The sequence below is a fragment of the Domibacillus sp. F004 genome, from assembly GCF_057814295.1.
In genome coordinates this window covers 768,933-786,061 of sequence record NZ_JBVATB010000001.1, presented here as the reverse complement: position 1 = coordinate 786,061, position 17,129 = coordinate 768,933, and the positions used below count along the sequence as shown (strand labels likewise).

The 17,129-nt window shown below is 33.7% G+C and carries 17 protein-coding genes and 1 pseudogene; 4 read left to right on the top strand and 14 right to left on the bottom strand.

Translation table 11 applies throughout. The features are described 5' to 3' along the window. Positions 1-45 precede the first annotated feature (45 nt). Both ACZYRN_RS04200 and ACZYRN_RS04195 read left to right on the top strand, forming a co-directional pair. Positions 46-477 (top strand): hypothetical protein, encoded by a 432-nt coding sequence (locus tag ACZYRN_RS04200; RefSeq protein WP_488910227.1) that lies wholly within the window; start codon positions 46-48, stop codon positions 475-477. 201 nt (positions 478-678) lie between these two features. Beyond that, complete coding sequence (locus tag ACZYRN_RS04195; RefSeq protein WP_488910226.1) at positions 679-1,011, top strand: hypothetical protein; 333 nt, start codon at positions 679-681, stop codon at positions 1,009-1,011. Positions 1,012-1,215: 204 nt separating this feature from the next. On the opposite strand, the gene ACZYRN_RS04190 is transcribed toward ACZYRN_RS04195, so the two are convergent. Then, positions 1,216-1,674 (bottom strand): hypothetical protein, encoded by a 459-nt coding sequence (locus ACZYRN_RS04190; RefSeq protein ID WP_488910225.1) that lies wholly within the window; start codon positions 1,672-1,674, stop codon positions 1,216-1,218. Positions 1,675-1,887: 213 nt separating this feature from the next. Between ACZYRN_RS04190 and ACZYRN_RS04185 the strand changes: the two genes are divergently transcribed. Next, positions 1,888-2,361 carry a DUF2975 domain-containing protein gene (locus ACZYRN_RS04185; RefSeq protein ID WP_488910224.1) on the top strand — a complete coding sequence of 158 codons (474 nt, stop codon included), beginning with the start codon at positions 1,888-1,890 and terminating at the stop codon, positions 2,359-2,361. 232 nt (positions 2,362-2,593) lie between these two features. Here ACZYRN_RS04185 and ACZYRN_RS04180 read toward each other — a convergent pair. The 9 genes and pseudogenes from ACZYRN_RS04180 to ACZYRN_RS04140 all read right to left on the bottom strand — a co-directional run. Further along, a pseudogene (locus tag ACZYRN_RS04180) lies at positions 2,594-2,824 on the bottom strand (tunnelling fold family protein); the annotation flags it as partial. A 33-nt stretch (positions 2,825-2,857) separates the two neighbouring features. Further along, on the bottom strand, positions 2,858-3,877 hold the full coding sequence (locus ACZYRN_RS04175; RefSeq protein ID WP_488910223.1) for a tyrosine-type recombinase/integrase: 1,020 nt from the start codon (positions 3,875-3,877) through the stop codon (positions 2,858-2,860). A 316-nt stretch (positions 3,878-4,193) separates the two neighbouring features. Then, on the bottom strand, positions 4,194-5,846 hold the full coding sequence (locus tag ACZYRN_RS04170; RefSeq protein ID WP_488910222.1) for a hypothetical protein: 1,653 nt from the start codon (positions 5,844-5,846) through the stop codon (positions 4,194-4,196). A 314-nt stretch (positions 5,847-6,160) separates the two neighbouring features. Then, on the bottom strand, positions 6,161-7,222 hold the full coding sequence (locus ACZYRN_RS04165) for an SH3 domain-containing protein (RefSeq protein ID WP_488910221.1): 1,062 nt from the start codon (positions 7,220-7,222) through the stop codon (positions 6,161-6,163). 291 nt (positions 7,223-7,513) lie between these two features. Next, a complete protein-coding gene (locus tag ACZYRN_RS04160; RefSeq protein WP_488910220.1) occupies positions 7,514-8,281 on the bottom strand; it encodes an N-acetylmuramoyl-L-alanine amidase in 768 nt (255 codons plus the stop codon). A 2-nt stretch (positions 8,282-8,283) separates the two neighbouring features. After that, positions 8,284-8,739: a phage holin family protein gene (locus ACZYRN_RS04155; RefSeq protein ID WP_488910219.1), complete on the bottom strand. Its 456-nt coding sequence runs from the start codon at positions 8,737-8,739 to the stop codon at positions 8,284-8,286. Continuing rightward, a complete protein-coding gene (locus tag ACZYRN_RS04150) occupies positions 8,740-8,886 on the bottom strand; it encodes a hypothetical protein (RefSeq protein WP_488910218.1) in 147 nt (48 codons plus the stop codon). 16 nt (positions 8,887-8,902) lie between these two features. Then, on the bottom strand, positions 8,903-10,027 hold the full coding sequence (locus ACZYRN_RS04145; RefSeq protein ID WP_488910217.1) for a fibronectin type III domain-containing protein: 1,125 nt from the start codon (positions 10,025-10,027) through the stop codon (positions 8,903-8,905). 75 nt (positions 10,028-10,102) lie between these two features. After that, positions 10,103-11,701, bottom strand: coding sequence for a phage tail protein (locus ACZYRN_RS04140; protein WP_488910216.1), 1,599 nt, complete (start codon positions 11,699-11,701; stop codon positions 10,103-10,105). Between the two features lie 178 nt (positions 11,702-11,879). Here ACZYRN_RS04140 and ACZYRN_RS04135 point away from each other — a divergent pair, with 178 nt between their 5' ends. After that, positions 11,880-12,332: a CBO0543 family protein gene (locus ACZYRN_RS04135; RefSeq protein ID WP_488910215.1), complete on the top strand. Its 453-nt coding sequence runs from the start codon at positions 11,880-11,882 to the stop codon at positions 12,330-12,332. Positions 12,333-12,364: 32 nt separating this feature from the next. Here ACZYRN_RS04135 and ACZYRN_RS04130 read toward each other — a convergent pair whose 3' ends face one another. The 4 genes from ACZYRN_RS04130 to ACZYRN_RS04115 all read right to left on the bottom strand — a co-directional run bounded on the left by ACZYRN_RS04130 (position 12,365) and on the right by ACZYRN_RS04115 (position 17,128). Further along, a complete protein-coding gene (locus ACZYRN_RS04130) occupies positions 12,365-12,649 on the bottom strand; it encodes a hypothetical protein (RefSeq protein WP_488910214.1) in 285 nt (94 codons plus the stop codon). A 291-nt stretch (positions 12,650-12,940) separates the two neighbouring features. Next, a complete protein-coding gene (locus tag ACZYRN_RS04125) occupies positions 12,941-13,078 on the bottom strand; it encodes a sporulation histidine kinase inhibitor Sda (RefSeq protein WP_488910213.1) in 138 nt (45 codons plus the stop codon). 127 nt (positions 13,079-13,205) lie between these two features. Next, positions 13,206-16,253, bottom strand: a complete 3,048-nt coding sequence (locus tag ACZYRN_RS04120) for a polysaccharide deacetylase family protein (protein ID WP_488910212.1) — start codon at positions 16,251-16,253, stop codon at positions 13,206-13,208. 59 nt (positions 16,254-16,312) lie between these two features. Beyond that, entirely contained in the window at positions 16,313-17,128 is an 816-nt protein-coding gene (locus ACZYRN_RS04115; protein ID WP_488910211.1) for a phage tail family protein, read from the bottom strand. Position 17,129: the final 1 nt, after the last annotated feature.

The following is a 17,129-nucleotide window of genomic DNA, read 5'->3' as shown; positions in this document are numbered from 1 at the left end:
TTCTTTAACTAACAGGTGCTCTACTTCATATAAGGTGGTGTTTTTATGTCTCAACCTAGATTTAAAATGAAGAAAATATGGACTGATATTGATTTTTTTGAAGTAAACTTAGAGTTGACTGCTAAAGATTGTGGTGTAAACATTGATATTTATTTAAATAATGGATATTTAGAGGAACTCCAACAAGGCTTAATTAATTTCGCCAATCATTTAGGGAAAAATGAATTTAATTGGATAACAGGGAGTGATTCCGAAAAAACAACTCACTTTCTGTCAATGAGATTTTTTCTTCACGAAAAAAGAGGTATTATAGGCATTGAAGTAACAATAGATAATAAGCTAGAACAACCTTTCAGTATGCGTTCAAATTTCTTTTTACTTACTGAATTTACCCAAATTGATGATTTAGCAAGAAAACTTGATAAGTTCATAAAAGAAGAAATCTTAGAGATAGAAGGTCTGATGCAAATAAAATGAAAACTACTGATAAATGGGTGCTTTAGTTTTAGATTGGGGTTGCAGTTCCCCTTTTTCTTGTTGGCTCTGTTAAAGAATCTTGTTGATTTGCTTGGTAAACTAAAGGGGCAGGTTAATTCCATAAGAAAATGCTCCTATTAGTCATCATAAAAATCCTTTTACGATATATGGTTAAGGTTACAGGAGGAATGAACATTCTAAATGAGAAAATTATGGCAAGTAGTCGAAAAAATATTGGTCAAATCCCGTTTACGTTTACCTATTTACCTCATTACTATGATATTTGGTGTCGGTTTTTTTATAGCACCTAACATTTTCTTGCCAACGATTTTTGTAGCTCTATTAGGCTTTCTTCTAATTATTGAAAGTATCCATCCTAGAGGATACCCGTTACTTTATAAATTCTCAACGGATGTGCTTCCAAGTAAAATAGCGATAACCATTGTGATACTTCTACAAATTCTTGGAATTGTACTAGGTCTTTTTTTGATGTTTATAGGGATTGGGGTAGAAATAGGTCGCTTCTTCAATTAACGTAGCAAAAGCTTTAGAAACATTCACAAGGTCAACTTTTTTCTTGTTGAAGAAGCTGCCTACAAGAAGAACTCATAATTGGGTTCTTTTTCTTTTGTTGAAAAATCAACAGTAACCTTTGACAGAGTCATTATCAAAAAAACACACCGCTCACTCTCCGTGTCTTTCTATGAAACCATTATAGCAGAGCCAAACATTAGCTAATTATTTGAGTAACGCCTTCAATGCTTTTTCAATATCTTCTTTAAAATAATCTTTCGTTACATCATATAATGTTCCAGAACTATTTAAATATCCACCAAAGTAATACCATAAACCAATAGCGTCTGCATAAAAATCTTCGTCAATTTTTGAACCGTCGTAATCTATTGCTATTTGAGAGCGGTATTCTGTTTCGAAACATTTTTCAGAAGTTAATCCTTCTATTTCGTCACCGTCAATGTCTCTACAAACCCAAACTCTTAGGTTTTGTTTTCCCTGTAGTTCAAATTCTTTTACATATTTTTTTTGAAGAACGGTGCTCCATTCTTCTCCTAACTCCTCTAATTTAATGATATTCCTTTTTAATTCTTCGTTTATCTCACTTTTTGAAACTAAGATATACCTGTCCTCAATTTCACCTTCGTCCTGTTGTTTAAATAATTTTCTAAATTTATCAAACAAGCTTTCTCCACCTGCCTAAAGAAAAAGATATACAAATTTTCGAATTAAAGTAAGAGCATTTCTTTGTAATGAGAAATGCTTTTTATTTTTGTTTAAAATTAAAAGGATATTTCAATAACAATAATAATATAATAAAAAACGATACGAATTTATTTTAAAACGATAAAATATATGTTAAAGTCGTATTGTCATTAAATAAGTGAGGTGTTTTAAATGAATGTTAAACGAGGTTCTACCACTTTCTTAAAGGTCATTATTTTTCTGGTTGGAATTGCAGTGCTTACTTTGTGTATTTATTGGATGCCTGTGTTAACCATTAAAGACGTAAAAGCACATCCAGGTGGGGATTACTCGCTATATCCCCTTTTAGTATGTGCGTATGGAATCTGTATTACATTTTCTTTTACGCTGTATCAAGTATATAAACTATTAACCTATATCGAAAGGAACAACGTTTTCTCCGAGTTATCTCTTAAATCTTTGAAGGTTATAAAAAAATGTGCTTTTACAGCCATTTTCTTCATTGTGTTAATGATAATAAGCTTAAAGGTGATTTCTAAAATCACAGGAGATGATGCAGCAGGTCCTATATCGCTAAGTCTGATGGGTATTTTAGCAACAAGTATCATCACAGCCATTGTGGACGTACTTCAAAAGCCATTAAAAAATTTCCTAGATAAAAAATAAAAAATATGAGAAAACACTGCTGGTGATAAAGAAATAATCGATGAGCCAGCGAGAGAGTTAATTACAAAAAAACAAAAAAAGATATCTCCTTTTGGAAATATCTTTTTTACGTATAATGCGTGGTCACATCACTTTATTTTCAACTTCTATTGATCACATTTTTGATCACATTTTTTGAAAAACAGCGGTTTTTCTGGTCACATTTAAGCCATTTTTGTGTGACCATGCTCTATTACCGGTTATCAACCGTCTCCGGATACAGGTCATGATTCATCATCCGATACTCCGCCATCTTCTCATACTTCGTCCCCCGACGCCCGTAATTCGTATACGGGTCAATGGATATACCGCCACGCGGTGTAAATTTCCCCCATACTTCAATATATCTTGGGTCCATCAGTTCAATGAGGTCATTTAAAATAATGTTCATGCAGTCCTCATGAAAGTCATTGTTGTTACAGAAACAGGTGGAACTGAGCACTCTTAATTACCTTCCTTAATGCCTTTTCAGCCTGCCTTTTTTGCTTGTCTTTGTTTTGTAACCTTGCTTCTCATCTAAATGCTTAATGGGCGAAAACTGTTCATGCTGATTCTTTATAGTCGTGTCAAGTACATGAGAATAAATCATTGTCGTTTGAATGTCCCGATGTCCTAGAATCTTCTGAAGCACTCTCATTGAGCCTCCATGTTCAAGAAACATTTTGCATGCAGTATGCTGGAATAAATGAGGATAAATCCTTCTTTTAACTCCTGCCTTTTCAGCAATTTCTCTTAGTTGTTTTCGAACTGTACCGCCCACAAGTTGTTTTCCTGTATTCGTTAAAAAGATGTATTCCGAATCAAATTCTTCTGTTTCCTGGATTAATTGTTCAAGCAAATCTAATGTTCTGGTTGTAATAGGAACAATCCTAAACAAATTATTTTTTGTCTGTTGAAATGTAATAGAAGCATTTTGATAATCGATGTCTTTCTTTTTAATACTCAGCACTTCAGTAATCCGTCCGAATGTATCCAGCAATGTATGAAGCAACACATAAGCCCGAAAATCCGCATACCATGTTCGGTCCAAAACATTTAGCATCCTCGTGATTTCATCTTCAGTGAGCGTATCAATCTGCTCCTGCTGCCTCTTAATATTCTTTAATGACTCCCATACGTTCTCTTCGATGTACCCTTCACTTTGAAGTGTGTTGAAAGCGGCTTTGGCATATTGAAGATACGAATTAGCAGAACCAACCGATACACCAATTTTCTTCTCCTGTCTGAACCGCACTTCTTTAAATTGTTCTTTTTCATTCAACTGCCAGTCAATAAAGCGTCTAGCATCTTCAACGGTGAAGTTGGAAATGAGTATTCTTTTGGAAAAGCAGCGTTCAAGATCATTAAATAACTTATGATAATTCTCCAATGTGTGCTTTGATAAACCTTCGAGTTGCTTAATTCGTGTGACTACCTCTCTTGCTTTTTCAACCGACAGCGATTCCTGCATCTGTGTTTTTCTTTTCTTTTTTGCCAATGAAAAAACCCCCTTATTGTGTGATTTTTTTCAACACATAAGAGGGTTTAAAAGTGAAATTTAGGTCATGGTTTTATTTCACCAAATATTCCATTTAAAAGCTCATTTCCTGACCTGTAACCATCACCCAACATTCCAGCAAGAATGCAGTGACACCGTGTCACATCGCTGTTAACCGCAATACATCACGGGCGATCATCACTTCTTCGTTCGTTGGAATCACGATGGGATAAAAATGTTATATAAATCCTTTTAATTGTACTATCTCAAATAGATATTAGCATAATTGGTAGTTGTTACACAATAATTTTAAGATTTATTCTTCTGTTCTTAATTTTTGATAAGCTAGTGCCAACTTTTTCAAATTCGCAAAATTACCGGATGCAAAATCATCACGATAATCCTCAATTCTGTCAATAACTGTTGGATCATTTAAAACTGAATTTATTATATCCAGTTGTTTTTCAATTTTTTGCATAATTGGTTCAAGTTCTGTTTCCACTTTTTGCAATCTTTGTTTTTTATCTTTAATATACCTAACATCTGAATAAATATTTTTTAACTCATGCCAATTACTCTCACTCATAAATTCAGGCTTAGTATCCGGGAGATTTTCTCCGTTAAGAAGGTCTCGAATCATTTTGAGTGCATACTCATACAGCTTTTTACTTTTATAAATCTCAATGGTTTGTTCGGCTATATGTTCTATAGTAGAATAGTACCCGGTATCTTTAAAAACCCTTCTATTTTCTTCTTTTTTTCGTAGAAATTGTTCAGCACTTTCAAGTTTGAATATATTACCCATTTTAATTAAATGAATACTCGCTGCAAACTCATTTAATAGTCTGATTTGGGATGGATCAAGTTGAGAATTATTATAATCACTTATTAATCCTAACGGATTGTCGCTTATCCAGAGATTTGAAAGTAATTCCATGCAGTAAGTAGTGTTAAAATATTTAATATATTCTTTCCAATTTTTTTCAGATAAATTTTCAGGTTTAACTAAATTTATTTCTTTTAATGAGCGTAATGTTTTAAATTCTAACCCTTCTTTTTTTGTTTGTAGATAAACTTTATTTAATCTTTCTTGAATTTCTGCCCATTTATTTTGAGGGAAATTTTGCGGTCTATCTACCTGCAATAAGTTTATTATTTTCCCTTCATTGCTATTTAGGCGTGAAAAAATCATTTCAATTTCTATCTCAAAATTTTCAATTGCTTTTGAAACAATTTTATTCCATTGTTCATCATTAAGATAATCAGGCTTTTCGCTTTTTAAATATGGATAGAATTTACTATCTTCAATATTATTTATATACTTATTAACACCGTTAAAATAATTTTCTACTGCAAGTTCCCGTACATTATTCCATTCCTTATTGGTTAGAATCAATGGTTTTTTTCTTTGTAAAGTTTCTTTTTGTTTGTAATATTTAGCCCTTCTTTCTAAGGAGTCTTTTTGAAGAATTCTAAAAGACAAAAAAAGATATACTAACATTCCAATAAAATAAATAATCAATGCTAGAGGGAAACTTTCTTTATTTAAGGTATCTACTGCAACACCTTCACTGTGTCTTATGTCTATTGCATTATTTAATACTCCATTTCCGGTTGAAGTAATCGATATTCTTATATTCCCAGCAATCGCTAATTCTTTGTAATTAATTTCAAGTTCCCCGTTGCGGGAAAATTCCTCAATTTTATCTGATTCCGAATCCTTGATGATTTTGTAAGAAGAGATGTCATCATTTATTTTTATAAGAATGTCTTTGATTGGTTTTTCACCTGTATTCTTAATTTCTATTAATTGAATACTACCTTCGCTTTCTTCCTCAGAATTTGTTGATAAAACCGGAATCTCTTCCGACAAAAAGTATGTTAATTCTACTTTTTCGTACTGTGTCAAATAATAACCAACTAAACCTACTGCTAAAGGCAATAAAAAATAGAACATTATATTTTTCAAATCATCATCCCTCATTATTCTTCAATTGTTTTAAATAAAAGTATATTTACATAGATTATACAATTGAAAAATAAAGAAAGCTATTTGTTCACTAAATGTTTAGGTCATTTTCCGACAAAACCTGCATACCAATTCTGATATGCAGGTTGAAAGAATTCACTAATAAATTGTCATCTTATTATTTCAAAACCCCTCAAACTTGTATGTCGGTAAATAACCTCTCCATTAACTGGCTTCTCTTATCTTCTTTAACTATATTGGTCAATGGTATTATAAAATTTAAAAAACCGCCCTAATGGACGGTCTCTAGAATTTTAATGACTGTTTAATTGTTCGTTGTACTTTTCAACTTCTTTAATTAGATGCTGAATTTTACTATCCTTACTTTGCGTTGAAGCTCCTTCATATCCTGCTTCGTGGTATGACAAAGTGATTTTGCTAGGTCCAATTTCATTAGTCACATGCAACATAACCTCATAACCGCTAAAACTCCAGAGGGTTGAAGAATCTACATAATCATCATACGTTCTATATTTATAGTAGTAGTTTCCACCAAATTCTTTTATACCTTGTGCTTGTAATTTATTATAGATTTCTCGTAACTGACTGTTAGTATGATAATTTTCATTTTGATTAAAGTCATACCATACAACATCTAAATAATCGTATGTAAAACTGTATGCAAGATTTGTTTTCATACCATATTTGTCAGCATAATATTCTAAAAAAGAAATCGAATATGGATCATAATAATTATAGTATATTTTTCTAGTTTCTTTACCCTTCACTTGCTGATATGTGATGCCGAATTTAATATCTTTCATCGGTACAGGTGTCTTTTTTGCAGCAGGTGTAGGTTTTGTTGGACTTGCTTGTCCCTTTAATCCACTTGTTGCAATATATCCTGCTTTATTATTGTATTTGATCTTAGACCAGCCACCCGATACTGTACTATATACAAATACCGATGTGCCTTTTTTTAGTGATCCTACTACCTTCGCTCTAGGAGTCGGACTTTCTCTTACGTCTAAGGTATTCGCATTTACTGTAAATTGTTTGTTTACATCAGTAGATTTACTTGGTGATGGTGTAGAAATCCCATTTTGATTTAATCCACTGGTTGCAATATATCCTGCTTTGTTGTTGTACTTAATTTTAGACCATCCACCTGCTTCTGTATTGTAGACGAATACAACTGTTCCTTTTTTAAGTGAACCAACTACTTTTGTTCTAGGACTTGGGGCTTCACGTACATCCAACGATTTCACACTCACAGTAAAATGTTTGTTTACATCACTTGCTTCTGTCTCCTTGTTAAAGAAAAAAACACTTAAAACCAACGTTAAAGATAGAATTAACCTAATACTTTTTTTCACTTTACCTCACATCTCCCCTATTTGTCATAACCTACCTACTACTTTCGACGCAAGGAGAGGAAAACCTTTACAACTTTTGAACTTATTGTGCTTTTTTCTTATATTTCATTTGTAATTTCATTATTCTGTACTGCGTTAAATTTTGCTACATCTCATTTGAGGTAACGTAAAAGTTTACGTATCAGCTAGGCAATTCCAATTTTTACAGCAATACATTAATACAGTTTTACAGTAATACATATCAATTTTAAAATATCCATTTTGGTGATAACAGACATTTTTGTCACTAACTCAAAAAAACATTCCACGTTCAAGTGCAACATAAATTAGTCCAATGGCATCTGACTCACTTAATTCATCTTTAAGTAATTTCTGTTTCCACGATGGATCAATCCCATTTTCCTTCTTACTTAATCTATCTAATACAGTAGAAGTTGAATTAAGCATTGCTGTGTTCGATGGCTCATACAATTTAACATCCTTCTTATTTTTTGCTTTTACAATTGGTTTATTTGCCGTGGAATCAGTCAGTTTTTCACCTGAAATTGTCTCAGCGATCACCCTGCATATGTCATCCATTTTAGATTTATAAATACGGGTATCTTCTGTGCTATCACAAAAACAAATCTCAAGGAGTACGGCAGGTTTTTCAGTCCCATTAAGGAAACCTAAATTGGTGCGTTTCTTGCCTCCACGATCTTTTAATCCACTTACTTTAGCGATAGCAGATGATAATTTTGCTGCCAGTGCTGATTCAGTTACATACAGAACTTCTACACCCATGGGATTATCTGTTGGTTTAAAAGCATTAAAATGTATGGATACATCGAGGTCACGTTTTTTACTATTGTGATACTTTACGATTGTATTGATATTTTGATTCTGAGTGGTGGATGTATCATCATGAAACGTATGTACAGTACAATTCAACTGCTTCAAATATTCGGCTACTTTATTGGTAACTCGTCTAGCTTCCGTTACCTCTTCTAATCCCGTTGGCAGTCCTGATGCTCCCCGAACAAGTTCACTATGTCCTGAACTTATAACTATTTTATCCATTATTATTCCCCTTTCTTTTCTTCAACGTCTTCGCCTTTTTCTTTTAGTACAAGTAAATAATTTTGAATAAAAGAAGGTAACGGCATATTCATCTGACCAAGATTCTCAAGTACAGAAAGACCTTCCATTCCAATATAAAAACTAATAACGGCTGTGCTTGCTACTGGCAATCCTCCAAATACAGCAATATCAAGCATGTTCGCCACGATTAAAACAACAAAGATCATTCCTTTACGGATCATTCCTTGACTCATGTTTCTGCTTCTAAGTGATTTATCGTAAAATCCTTTTGCAATTCCTGTGATAATATCCAGTGAAATCATGACAAGTAATACACCTAATAGTGGTGTCCATGTTCCAAATAAGAAGGTAAATGGTGTACCAATTAATGCTGCTAATATTCCGAATTTTATTTCCATTTTTTCACCACCTGATGTATTAAGAATAGGGAGTCGCATTCACGATCCCCCTTCACTTTCTTCTTTTAATTGAATATTCTCTTGCTCAATTGCATGTAATTTTACTTTTGTAATCGCTAATTCTTTATGTAATTTCGCAATTTCTGCTGATAAAATATCCAAAGCTAAACTTCCATCAATATTCATTCTTGACTACCTCCTTTTACGTAATTGAATTTAAACTATCTCGCAAGCCATTTAATGCGGCTGCCGTTACATCACCACCACTCGCCACTGCCGCAGGTAAAGCAACAGATGGATTCATTGGTGATATGGCTGTTCTTGCTTCATTGAACATATAGGCATAAAAAATACCACCTGCTGTGGCGGTGGTGAATGAATAATTCAATAAACCTTTATAAGCTCTCCATTGATTAATTTTACTCGTTAATGCGTTCCATTCGTTTGCTGTCAGATTATATGTACCGTTCGTTACCTTTGAATATGTCCATGTAAAATCATTCGGAATATTTGTTAATGTCCTGCCTGTCATAACAGATGAATACGAACCATATGTACTTCCTTGATAGCCACGTACCCTAAATTGATAATCAGTTACAGGTGACAAACCCGTTACTTCATGTAAATTATCACTTTGGCTGGTTGCTGAATCGAACCAAGTGCCTGAAGGTGATAATCTGTATTGAACTTGGTAATACCAAGCATTTGAAGCACTTGTCCAATTGACTGTAATAGCATTACTTTTGTAATTTGATAAGGTGACAGTAGGTGTTCCAACAACAATAGGCTCAGGTTCAGATGCAAAAGTGAACCAGTTACCCCAAATTGCTGATCCTCCACTTGGATTAGTCGCCATTCCTCTCATTTCGTAAAGCGTACTGTATTCAGGAACAGTAAATGAAAAATCAGCATAAGTATTGCTGCCAACATTAATTGTTTTATTGAAGCTACCTGAAACCCAACTATAATCAATATCAACAGAACCAGTAGAAGCACCTGTATAAACCCTAGCGTCAATCGTTCTACCATTTGTATCTAATATTGAAAAAGTTGGTTTTTCAGGCATCATCTCATCTGTTTGGAATGATTCATAACTTGATGCAGGTATTCTAACTATCGTTCCAAAACTGTTATATCTAGCTTCTGCATAGAACCGATAATAAGAACCTGAATTTAATCCAGTAAACGTGTACGAACCCGATCTGAAATTACCTGTTGTGCCGCCTGCGCCACTTCTGTTTTTCATGTCTATTCTTAAATTAAGATCGTAACAAACTAAATCAAGTTGGTAATAAGAAGTTGCTGAATATGTAAGACCATCAATCAATACTTCTAAGCTTGTGTATGTTGTCCCTCCCGATGACGGTTGACGTATATATGCGGCTATGACTATCCCTCCCTTTTATCCAAATTTTGCTGTTGTATTAGGTGCATGAGAACCCCAATTAATACTTCTTGCTGTTGATAAGTTGATGTGTGCGCCAGTGCCGCCGTTATATTTATCGAATCGAATCTCATCTCCACCTAAATAAATATTACCGAACGCAGTCACCTCTAAAGAATTTGTACCTGCATATGTTTCTAAACCTGCATAGTTATTAAATACGAGTGATTTATTTTCTGCATTACTTCCTGCTTCTCCGATATATAAAATTTTATTAACCCTTGTGATTCCATCTAAATTAATCCTACTTGCATCAAGTGTAATCGTTGTGGCTGTTTGATTAATTAGAGAAGCAATTTTATTTCCCGTAAAATCAGATTGTTCAACCTTGCTACTAATTTCACCTGCTTGAATGCTTACAGTGGATTCTAGACTACTGAGATCATCCTCTAATTGTGAAACTTGCAGGGTAATGGATTCTGACAGTACATTAATATCACTCTGTAAAGTCCCTAGTTCCCCATCAATCCTGCCGACTTCCAATGTTACCCTCTCATCACCTACTTCAACTCTTGAGTAGGCTTCAACAATACCTGCATCTAATCTTTCAACTTCAAGTGTAATAAGTTCATTCGTCTGATCAAATCTTGAACGAAATTCTCTTTTACTTTCATCAATTTCTACTTGCTGTGTAACCAATTGATCCGTAAATATTTTTGGTACGGTTGATAAAGTAACAACTGGTGATTTTCTTGAAAAAGGAAACTTTTTATATTTCATAATTCGTGTTTGAAATTCAATATTCATCGGCTCATAAATTACCCAAACAGTTTCACCAAGTTCAAAAGAATCCTTTTGTAATTCCGTCAATTCAATATCAATTGTTACTTCAGGTGCATCCATTAACTGTTCCTTGATGTAATTAGTTAAAGATTCGGCAGAAGTAAACCGTTCATCTGAAATAGGCTCTGCTTCCAATTCACCGTAAATACTAGCATTTGGCGATGTGTAAATTACTTCTAATCCATTTGCGCCATTGCCTTTGACAACTGTTGCAAGATCATTCGTATTCACGCTACGTTGTAATGTTTTCGTGTTGTATTTAAAACGGAATTGAAAATCATTGTCTGTACCAATTTGTTGTGCAAATACTAGATGATTATTTGGCATAATCTTCACTTCACATTTCAACTCTTTGCACATGTGTCTAATGAGATTTACTACATTGCCATTTCCAAAGTTCTCTAATACTTGTGGTGGAATAGTACCCTGTACTTCCCATGTCCAACCTGTACCTTCTAAAAGCCAATTAGCTACATCAGATACCGTTTTTGTACCACCATTAATAGTGTACTTCCACTTTTTACCTAAATTAAAGAAAGTGTGAATAGCTGTGACTGATTTACTGTATTGATTTTCATTAATATCAACAATTTTAAATTCATGACCATCGTGTTCAACAATGGCTTCTTCTTCAATTAAACTGTGACCATAATTTTCAACATGCAAAATAGAAGTAAACGAAAGCATGAATTCCCCATTTACTTCTTCATTAATTTCTGCATTTTGAAATTTCGTTAATGGCTCACAATTATTTCCATTCGTAATTGTAAGCAATATTTTAACTCTCCTTTCTTATCTGTTCCAAAAATCAATTTAATCATAGGTTTTCAGTACGCGATTAACGACAATAAGAACCACGTGCAAAAACCTATGAAATTTGGACACACTGATACTATTACCGATGATTAAATACGACAGGTTTACTTATTTGTAACGGAAAGGAGTCCGATCCATGTACTTTTTAATTACTGCTACATTTATAGTTCCGTGGATTATTGGATTATTGCATCTTCACCGACAAGATAAAAAATTCATTCCTTTAATCGCTCCATTCGCTTCAGTTAATGCGTTTCTTATAAATGAATTAGGATTCTCTTTTAATTTTTGGAACACTTATCCTTTCACTACACCTAAAATCTTAATTGGTACACCTTTAAACTTAGGGCTTTATCCTATTTTAGGCTGTTATCTTATTTTTTTTATAAGGAAAAACAAACACCCATATCTCATTATTTTTCTAATGACATTTTTCACAACTTTGATGGAGGGAATACTCTATTTAATCGGAATAGTCGTATACGGGAACGACTGGAATATCTTATGGACTTTTATTTCCTATCTCATTCCTTATCTCTTTGTTTATTGCTTCTATCTTTACCTAAAAAAAATAAAAGCAATGGAATAAGTTTTTCGCATCACTATTCAGTATCATTGTTTTCACGTGCCTTTTATCTTTGTACTAATGATTAACACGATCCAAGACAACACACCAATAAGGTAGACGGGTAATACAAGCATTTTCATTAACTTCATCCATGCAAATTCATCGAAGCCATCTGGTGGTAAGGGCGGATTTACAATAGTGACAAAATAACCTACAACAGCACCCAAACCTAAAATTAAAAATATTTTATAATGCTTCTTTTTGTAAGCTAAATACGGCAGTGGAGTAAAGAGAAGCAAATAGAGGATACAAGCGAATAAAGTGTAAACATAAGTCATTCCATCACCTCTTATTCTTTTTAGGTGTACGAGCAAGTACGGCTGTTAGTGCTGCCACTGCAACAAACATAAAAATAACAAGGAAAAAAGTGTTGATGAAATGATCGTAAGTCCATGACATAAAATCCCGCCTCTTTTTTTTATTCAGTATGCACAACAAAAGTAGAGGTTATTAATTCCTAAAAAGGATTATGTTTAAACAGCAAAAAAATGAACTTATAACATTTTTGGTTATAAGTTCCAACGCTGAAAAAGAGCGACAGCGATTGACAAGTAAATAACATAAGTCTTTTACGACGGTTTTTGAGGAATAGAAAGATTTCGTTTTTCGATTTCTTCTTTTAGGATAAAAAGAAACTCTTTATTCAAATTGAACTTAATGGCTCTAGTGTATGCTTCTATTAATTGTTTATCTGTTAGGTGTAGCAAAACACAATTTCTCCTTGCATAATAAGATGTTTACATGATTACCACAGTCAAAAATAGCATAGCCAGAAAGTGCTGTAAACACAGAAATTGAACCATCTTTTTAAAAGTTTTGGAACATTAATTTTTATTACACTTGTTTTATCCATGAAACAACACCTGTATCATCAATAGAAGCCTTCCATACGCTACCATCTGGTGATCTAAGTGTAGTTAAATCTTGCGTTTGAACTTTGCTGTCATTTACAAACATTGCGCCAGTATCGAGATAAACATAAAAGTCACCTGTTGGAGAATAAAACACAGTAGAGCCGTTGTCATGCAGTTCAACGTTATTGCCACCGACACTGTTGAAAAGTGATATTTTATCTGTTGCCGTTGAAACAATACGACCAAAGTAACCAACACGATCTCCATTTGCATCTTGAAATTCAATTATCTGATCATTTGCTGATTGATAACGAGCGTTTCCACGATAAATAATATCTTTATCAGGCTTCACACGCATGGCTTCTATAACTCCACTACCGTTGTTAAAATCAAAAACAAAGTCACGTAAAATGCCGCCTACACCACGAGTTTGTACACGAATACCCATTTGTTTTCCATCTATATAATTCATGTTGTATAAATCAACAAAATCAGGGCTACCAGTGTCAGGATCAACTTCTCTCATTAGAGTAAGAGTAGCTTCTCTATGTCCATTTACTACTCTGTCTGGTGCAACTACTTCTAAAATCGTGTAGTTTTCACCATCACGTCTTATGGTAACTAATTCTGTATCTTCACCTTCAATCTGATGATGTTCAAGTGTATGTGTTCCTGTTTTCACAGATGGTACTTCAAGTGTACCCCACATTGTATCACCTGTTTTTGATACATTTTGTACCGCAACTTCATTAATTTCAGACTCTACATCCTCAATAGCATTATATTCTCTGATAGGATGACTCTCGACTATGACTGGTGGTGCAGAATCACCATCTACGCTTACTGTAATTACTGAACCTTCACCAAAACTTCGTAATGATGTATCAGGTTCTCCATTCGTTGTGATTGTCACATTTGATGGAATAGTAATTGGTGTTATTCTTTCATAAATAAATGTTATTGGGTTAGCATTCAACCACGTTTTATAGGCAGCTATCGTATATAAATTATTCGCTTCCGCATAAGTTCTATCAATTGATATGTATAAAGTTCCATTTGCGTGTACAACCATTTGATTATTGGATGGATTATCAGGATTGATATAAACATCTTTAACAAAGTCAAATACGTTATTGAAACTAGTGTGGTTTGAATCTATTGCATTAGAAACGTCAGGATAAGCCGTTGAAAATCCATCTAAATGTATTCTGGACATGTTCTCATTAAAAAGTATTGGTTCGCCCCAATCCAATGAACCATCAAGCACGATTTTACCTGTTCTTTGAAACTCTTGATAACCACCATTAAATTCAATTGATTGTTTTCCTATATTGTAATCTTGAATTTCAGCATCTAATTTATTGTAAAATTCGTCTATCGTTTCAGTAGCCATACCAACAGATACTAAATAATCCATTACTTGTACAAGATCATCATAAACAAAGTTCATTCCATCTGTTGTCGATGAACCACCTTCTCCTGCAACATTAAAAATTCGATGAAACATCATAATACATACTTTATTTTGAGCAATGGCATTATCAATTTGAGTTTTGACTGCTGCAAAATCACTAGCCGCACCTGTACCAAGACCACACGTAATAGGTACTAAAGATTGTAATGTGTCTGTTAAAGAGAAGTTTGATGCAAGTGAGTTACCAATATCTCTAGCCGTAGTAAGACCTAAATCTCTACATGCTTGCTTAACATCTGCATTAGAAGCTCCATTTGGAAATGCAATATGTCTGAGACCTGATGTATAACCGTTCGTTTGTAACCAATTCTTCGTTTGCTCAATTTCACTGTATGCTTGTGCATACGTATAAGCACCCATATTAGGATGAGTATAAGTATGATTCGCAATACACCATCCATCAGCGTACATTGCGTCCAATTGTGCTTTTGTTACATATCCCGTCTGATCTACAAAAGTTGGAACAGTATATATCGTACCTTTAATGCCTTTTGTTTTCATGTAATTATAAGCTAAATCATGTTGACTTGACCAACCATCATCAAATGTAATGATTGCTCGTGGTCTTGTGTTCCAACTTGTTAAATCTTCATAGCCACCACCAAGAATAGAATCAAACACTCCATTGGTGCTTCTACCTTCTCCAACTTTCCATTTAAGTGACAATTTACTTTCTTCTAGGTTATCTGGACTTTTAACTTTTACTTCAACATTTTTAAGTGATTTCTTATTAGCTGTATTACCACGAACACCTACGTTTAACTTTCCACTTTTAGCATTAGAATCTAAAACGATAGTAGTATCACTTGTAATATCAAATGGTGTAAATTTAGGTTCGCCATCGTTTCCAATTATGATTTGAAGATCAGCTTCAACTTCTTCCACTTCACCAACAAGATAATCAATAGTGCTTGAATTATATTCGTGAGTATTCATCCATCCAATGCCCGTTTCAAAACGATAAACTTTAGTTATGTCTGTTACATGTACTGTATCTCCATGCTGTGGATCAGGATAAGTTGTCGCAATATCATTAAATGTTGCAACTGGTGTGAGCCAATTGATTTTCACTGATTCAGCCGCAGTATAAGCTTCACCTCCTTTTTCCATTGCATAATTACCTGCATCCGTAACCCTTTCAACTGTCTCTGCTACTTCTGTAAACAACTCCTGAACTAGTGGATAACCTGCACCATTTTCAAAAGCTGTTCCTAATGATTCACCAAAGTATATTTTGATTCTTTTTGTGCTTATTCTTGAATCATTAAAGTAAAATTGAAGCACCATTTCCCCGTAACCTGCAACAGACATTTCTTCATTTCCAATTTCGTATGTAATAATATTGCCTACTGCTGACAGAATGCGTGATGTAACCACTCCATCAGGACGTTTATAATTCATTGTAATTTCATTAACACCTGATAGATCAGCAGCAATCCCCGCATCTTTTACGACAAACTCAACTGTATTAGAATCAAATTGTGTATAGTGCGGAATAGGTGCAACCGTATTTTGTTTAAAATCAACTGTAATTGTTTGTTTATTAATTTCCATTTATGTATATTCCCCTTTCAAAATTAAAATAAAAAAGGACTCTTTCAAGTCCCTTGCTTTTACATATAGTAAAATCTTGTGTCGATACTAACCTCAAAATCCCCCGTATTTCCAGTTACAATGAAGTCATTCCAACCTACTTCAAGTGAAATAGTTTTTCTGTTCGTATTTTTGAATATAGATACATCATTTTTCAGGTGTCTAACTCCCTTTAATTCAATTACATCTGTATCAATTGTTGAGCCTGTATATTCAAATACATCGCCTGTTGTGACATTTTCAATTTTAAGGTTAGTTGATGCCCCTTTAAATTGAATTGTTAAATCCTTGTCTCTAGGATCGACCACAACATCTGAATCATTAAATACTGAAAAATTATTTACATTAAATTCGTATTGTACTGTGGGTTCAAAACCGTCCCAAATCCCATTCTTAAACTGTTGAATATAACTATCTTCATTAGACGTATTTAATGTTGTCCCTATACTTTCAGCAAACGGACTAAAGGAAATAAACTCTACTTCAGTCGATGCTGTTGTATTAGAGGAATTTTCCCATTGTACAGGTGAACTCAATTTAACCTTCCACCGTTTCCATTTTTCACGATCAAACACAATAAAAAACTCTTCACGCTTGGCAAAGAGTTGGTTGAATTTATATTTCAGATCGTATAATCCCTGTATATTGTCGGCTATCATTAACATTTCAACTGAAATTTGTCTTGAAGTAAAATGTGAATCAATTAATAATTCGCCATCCATTCCATCAATTTTCTCTGTGACATTTTCAAAAGAAGGTGAAGGAATGAAATAATTCAACACCTTCAACCCATAATCTTTTATTAAAATTGTTTCTTTTTCTGTGATTAATTTCATC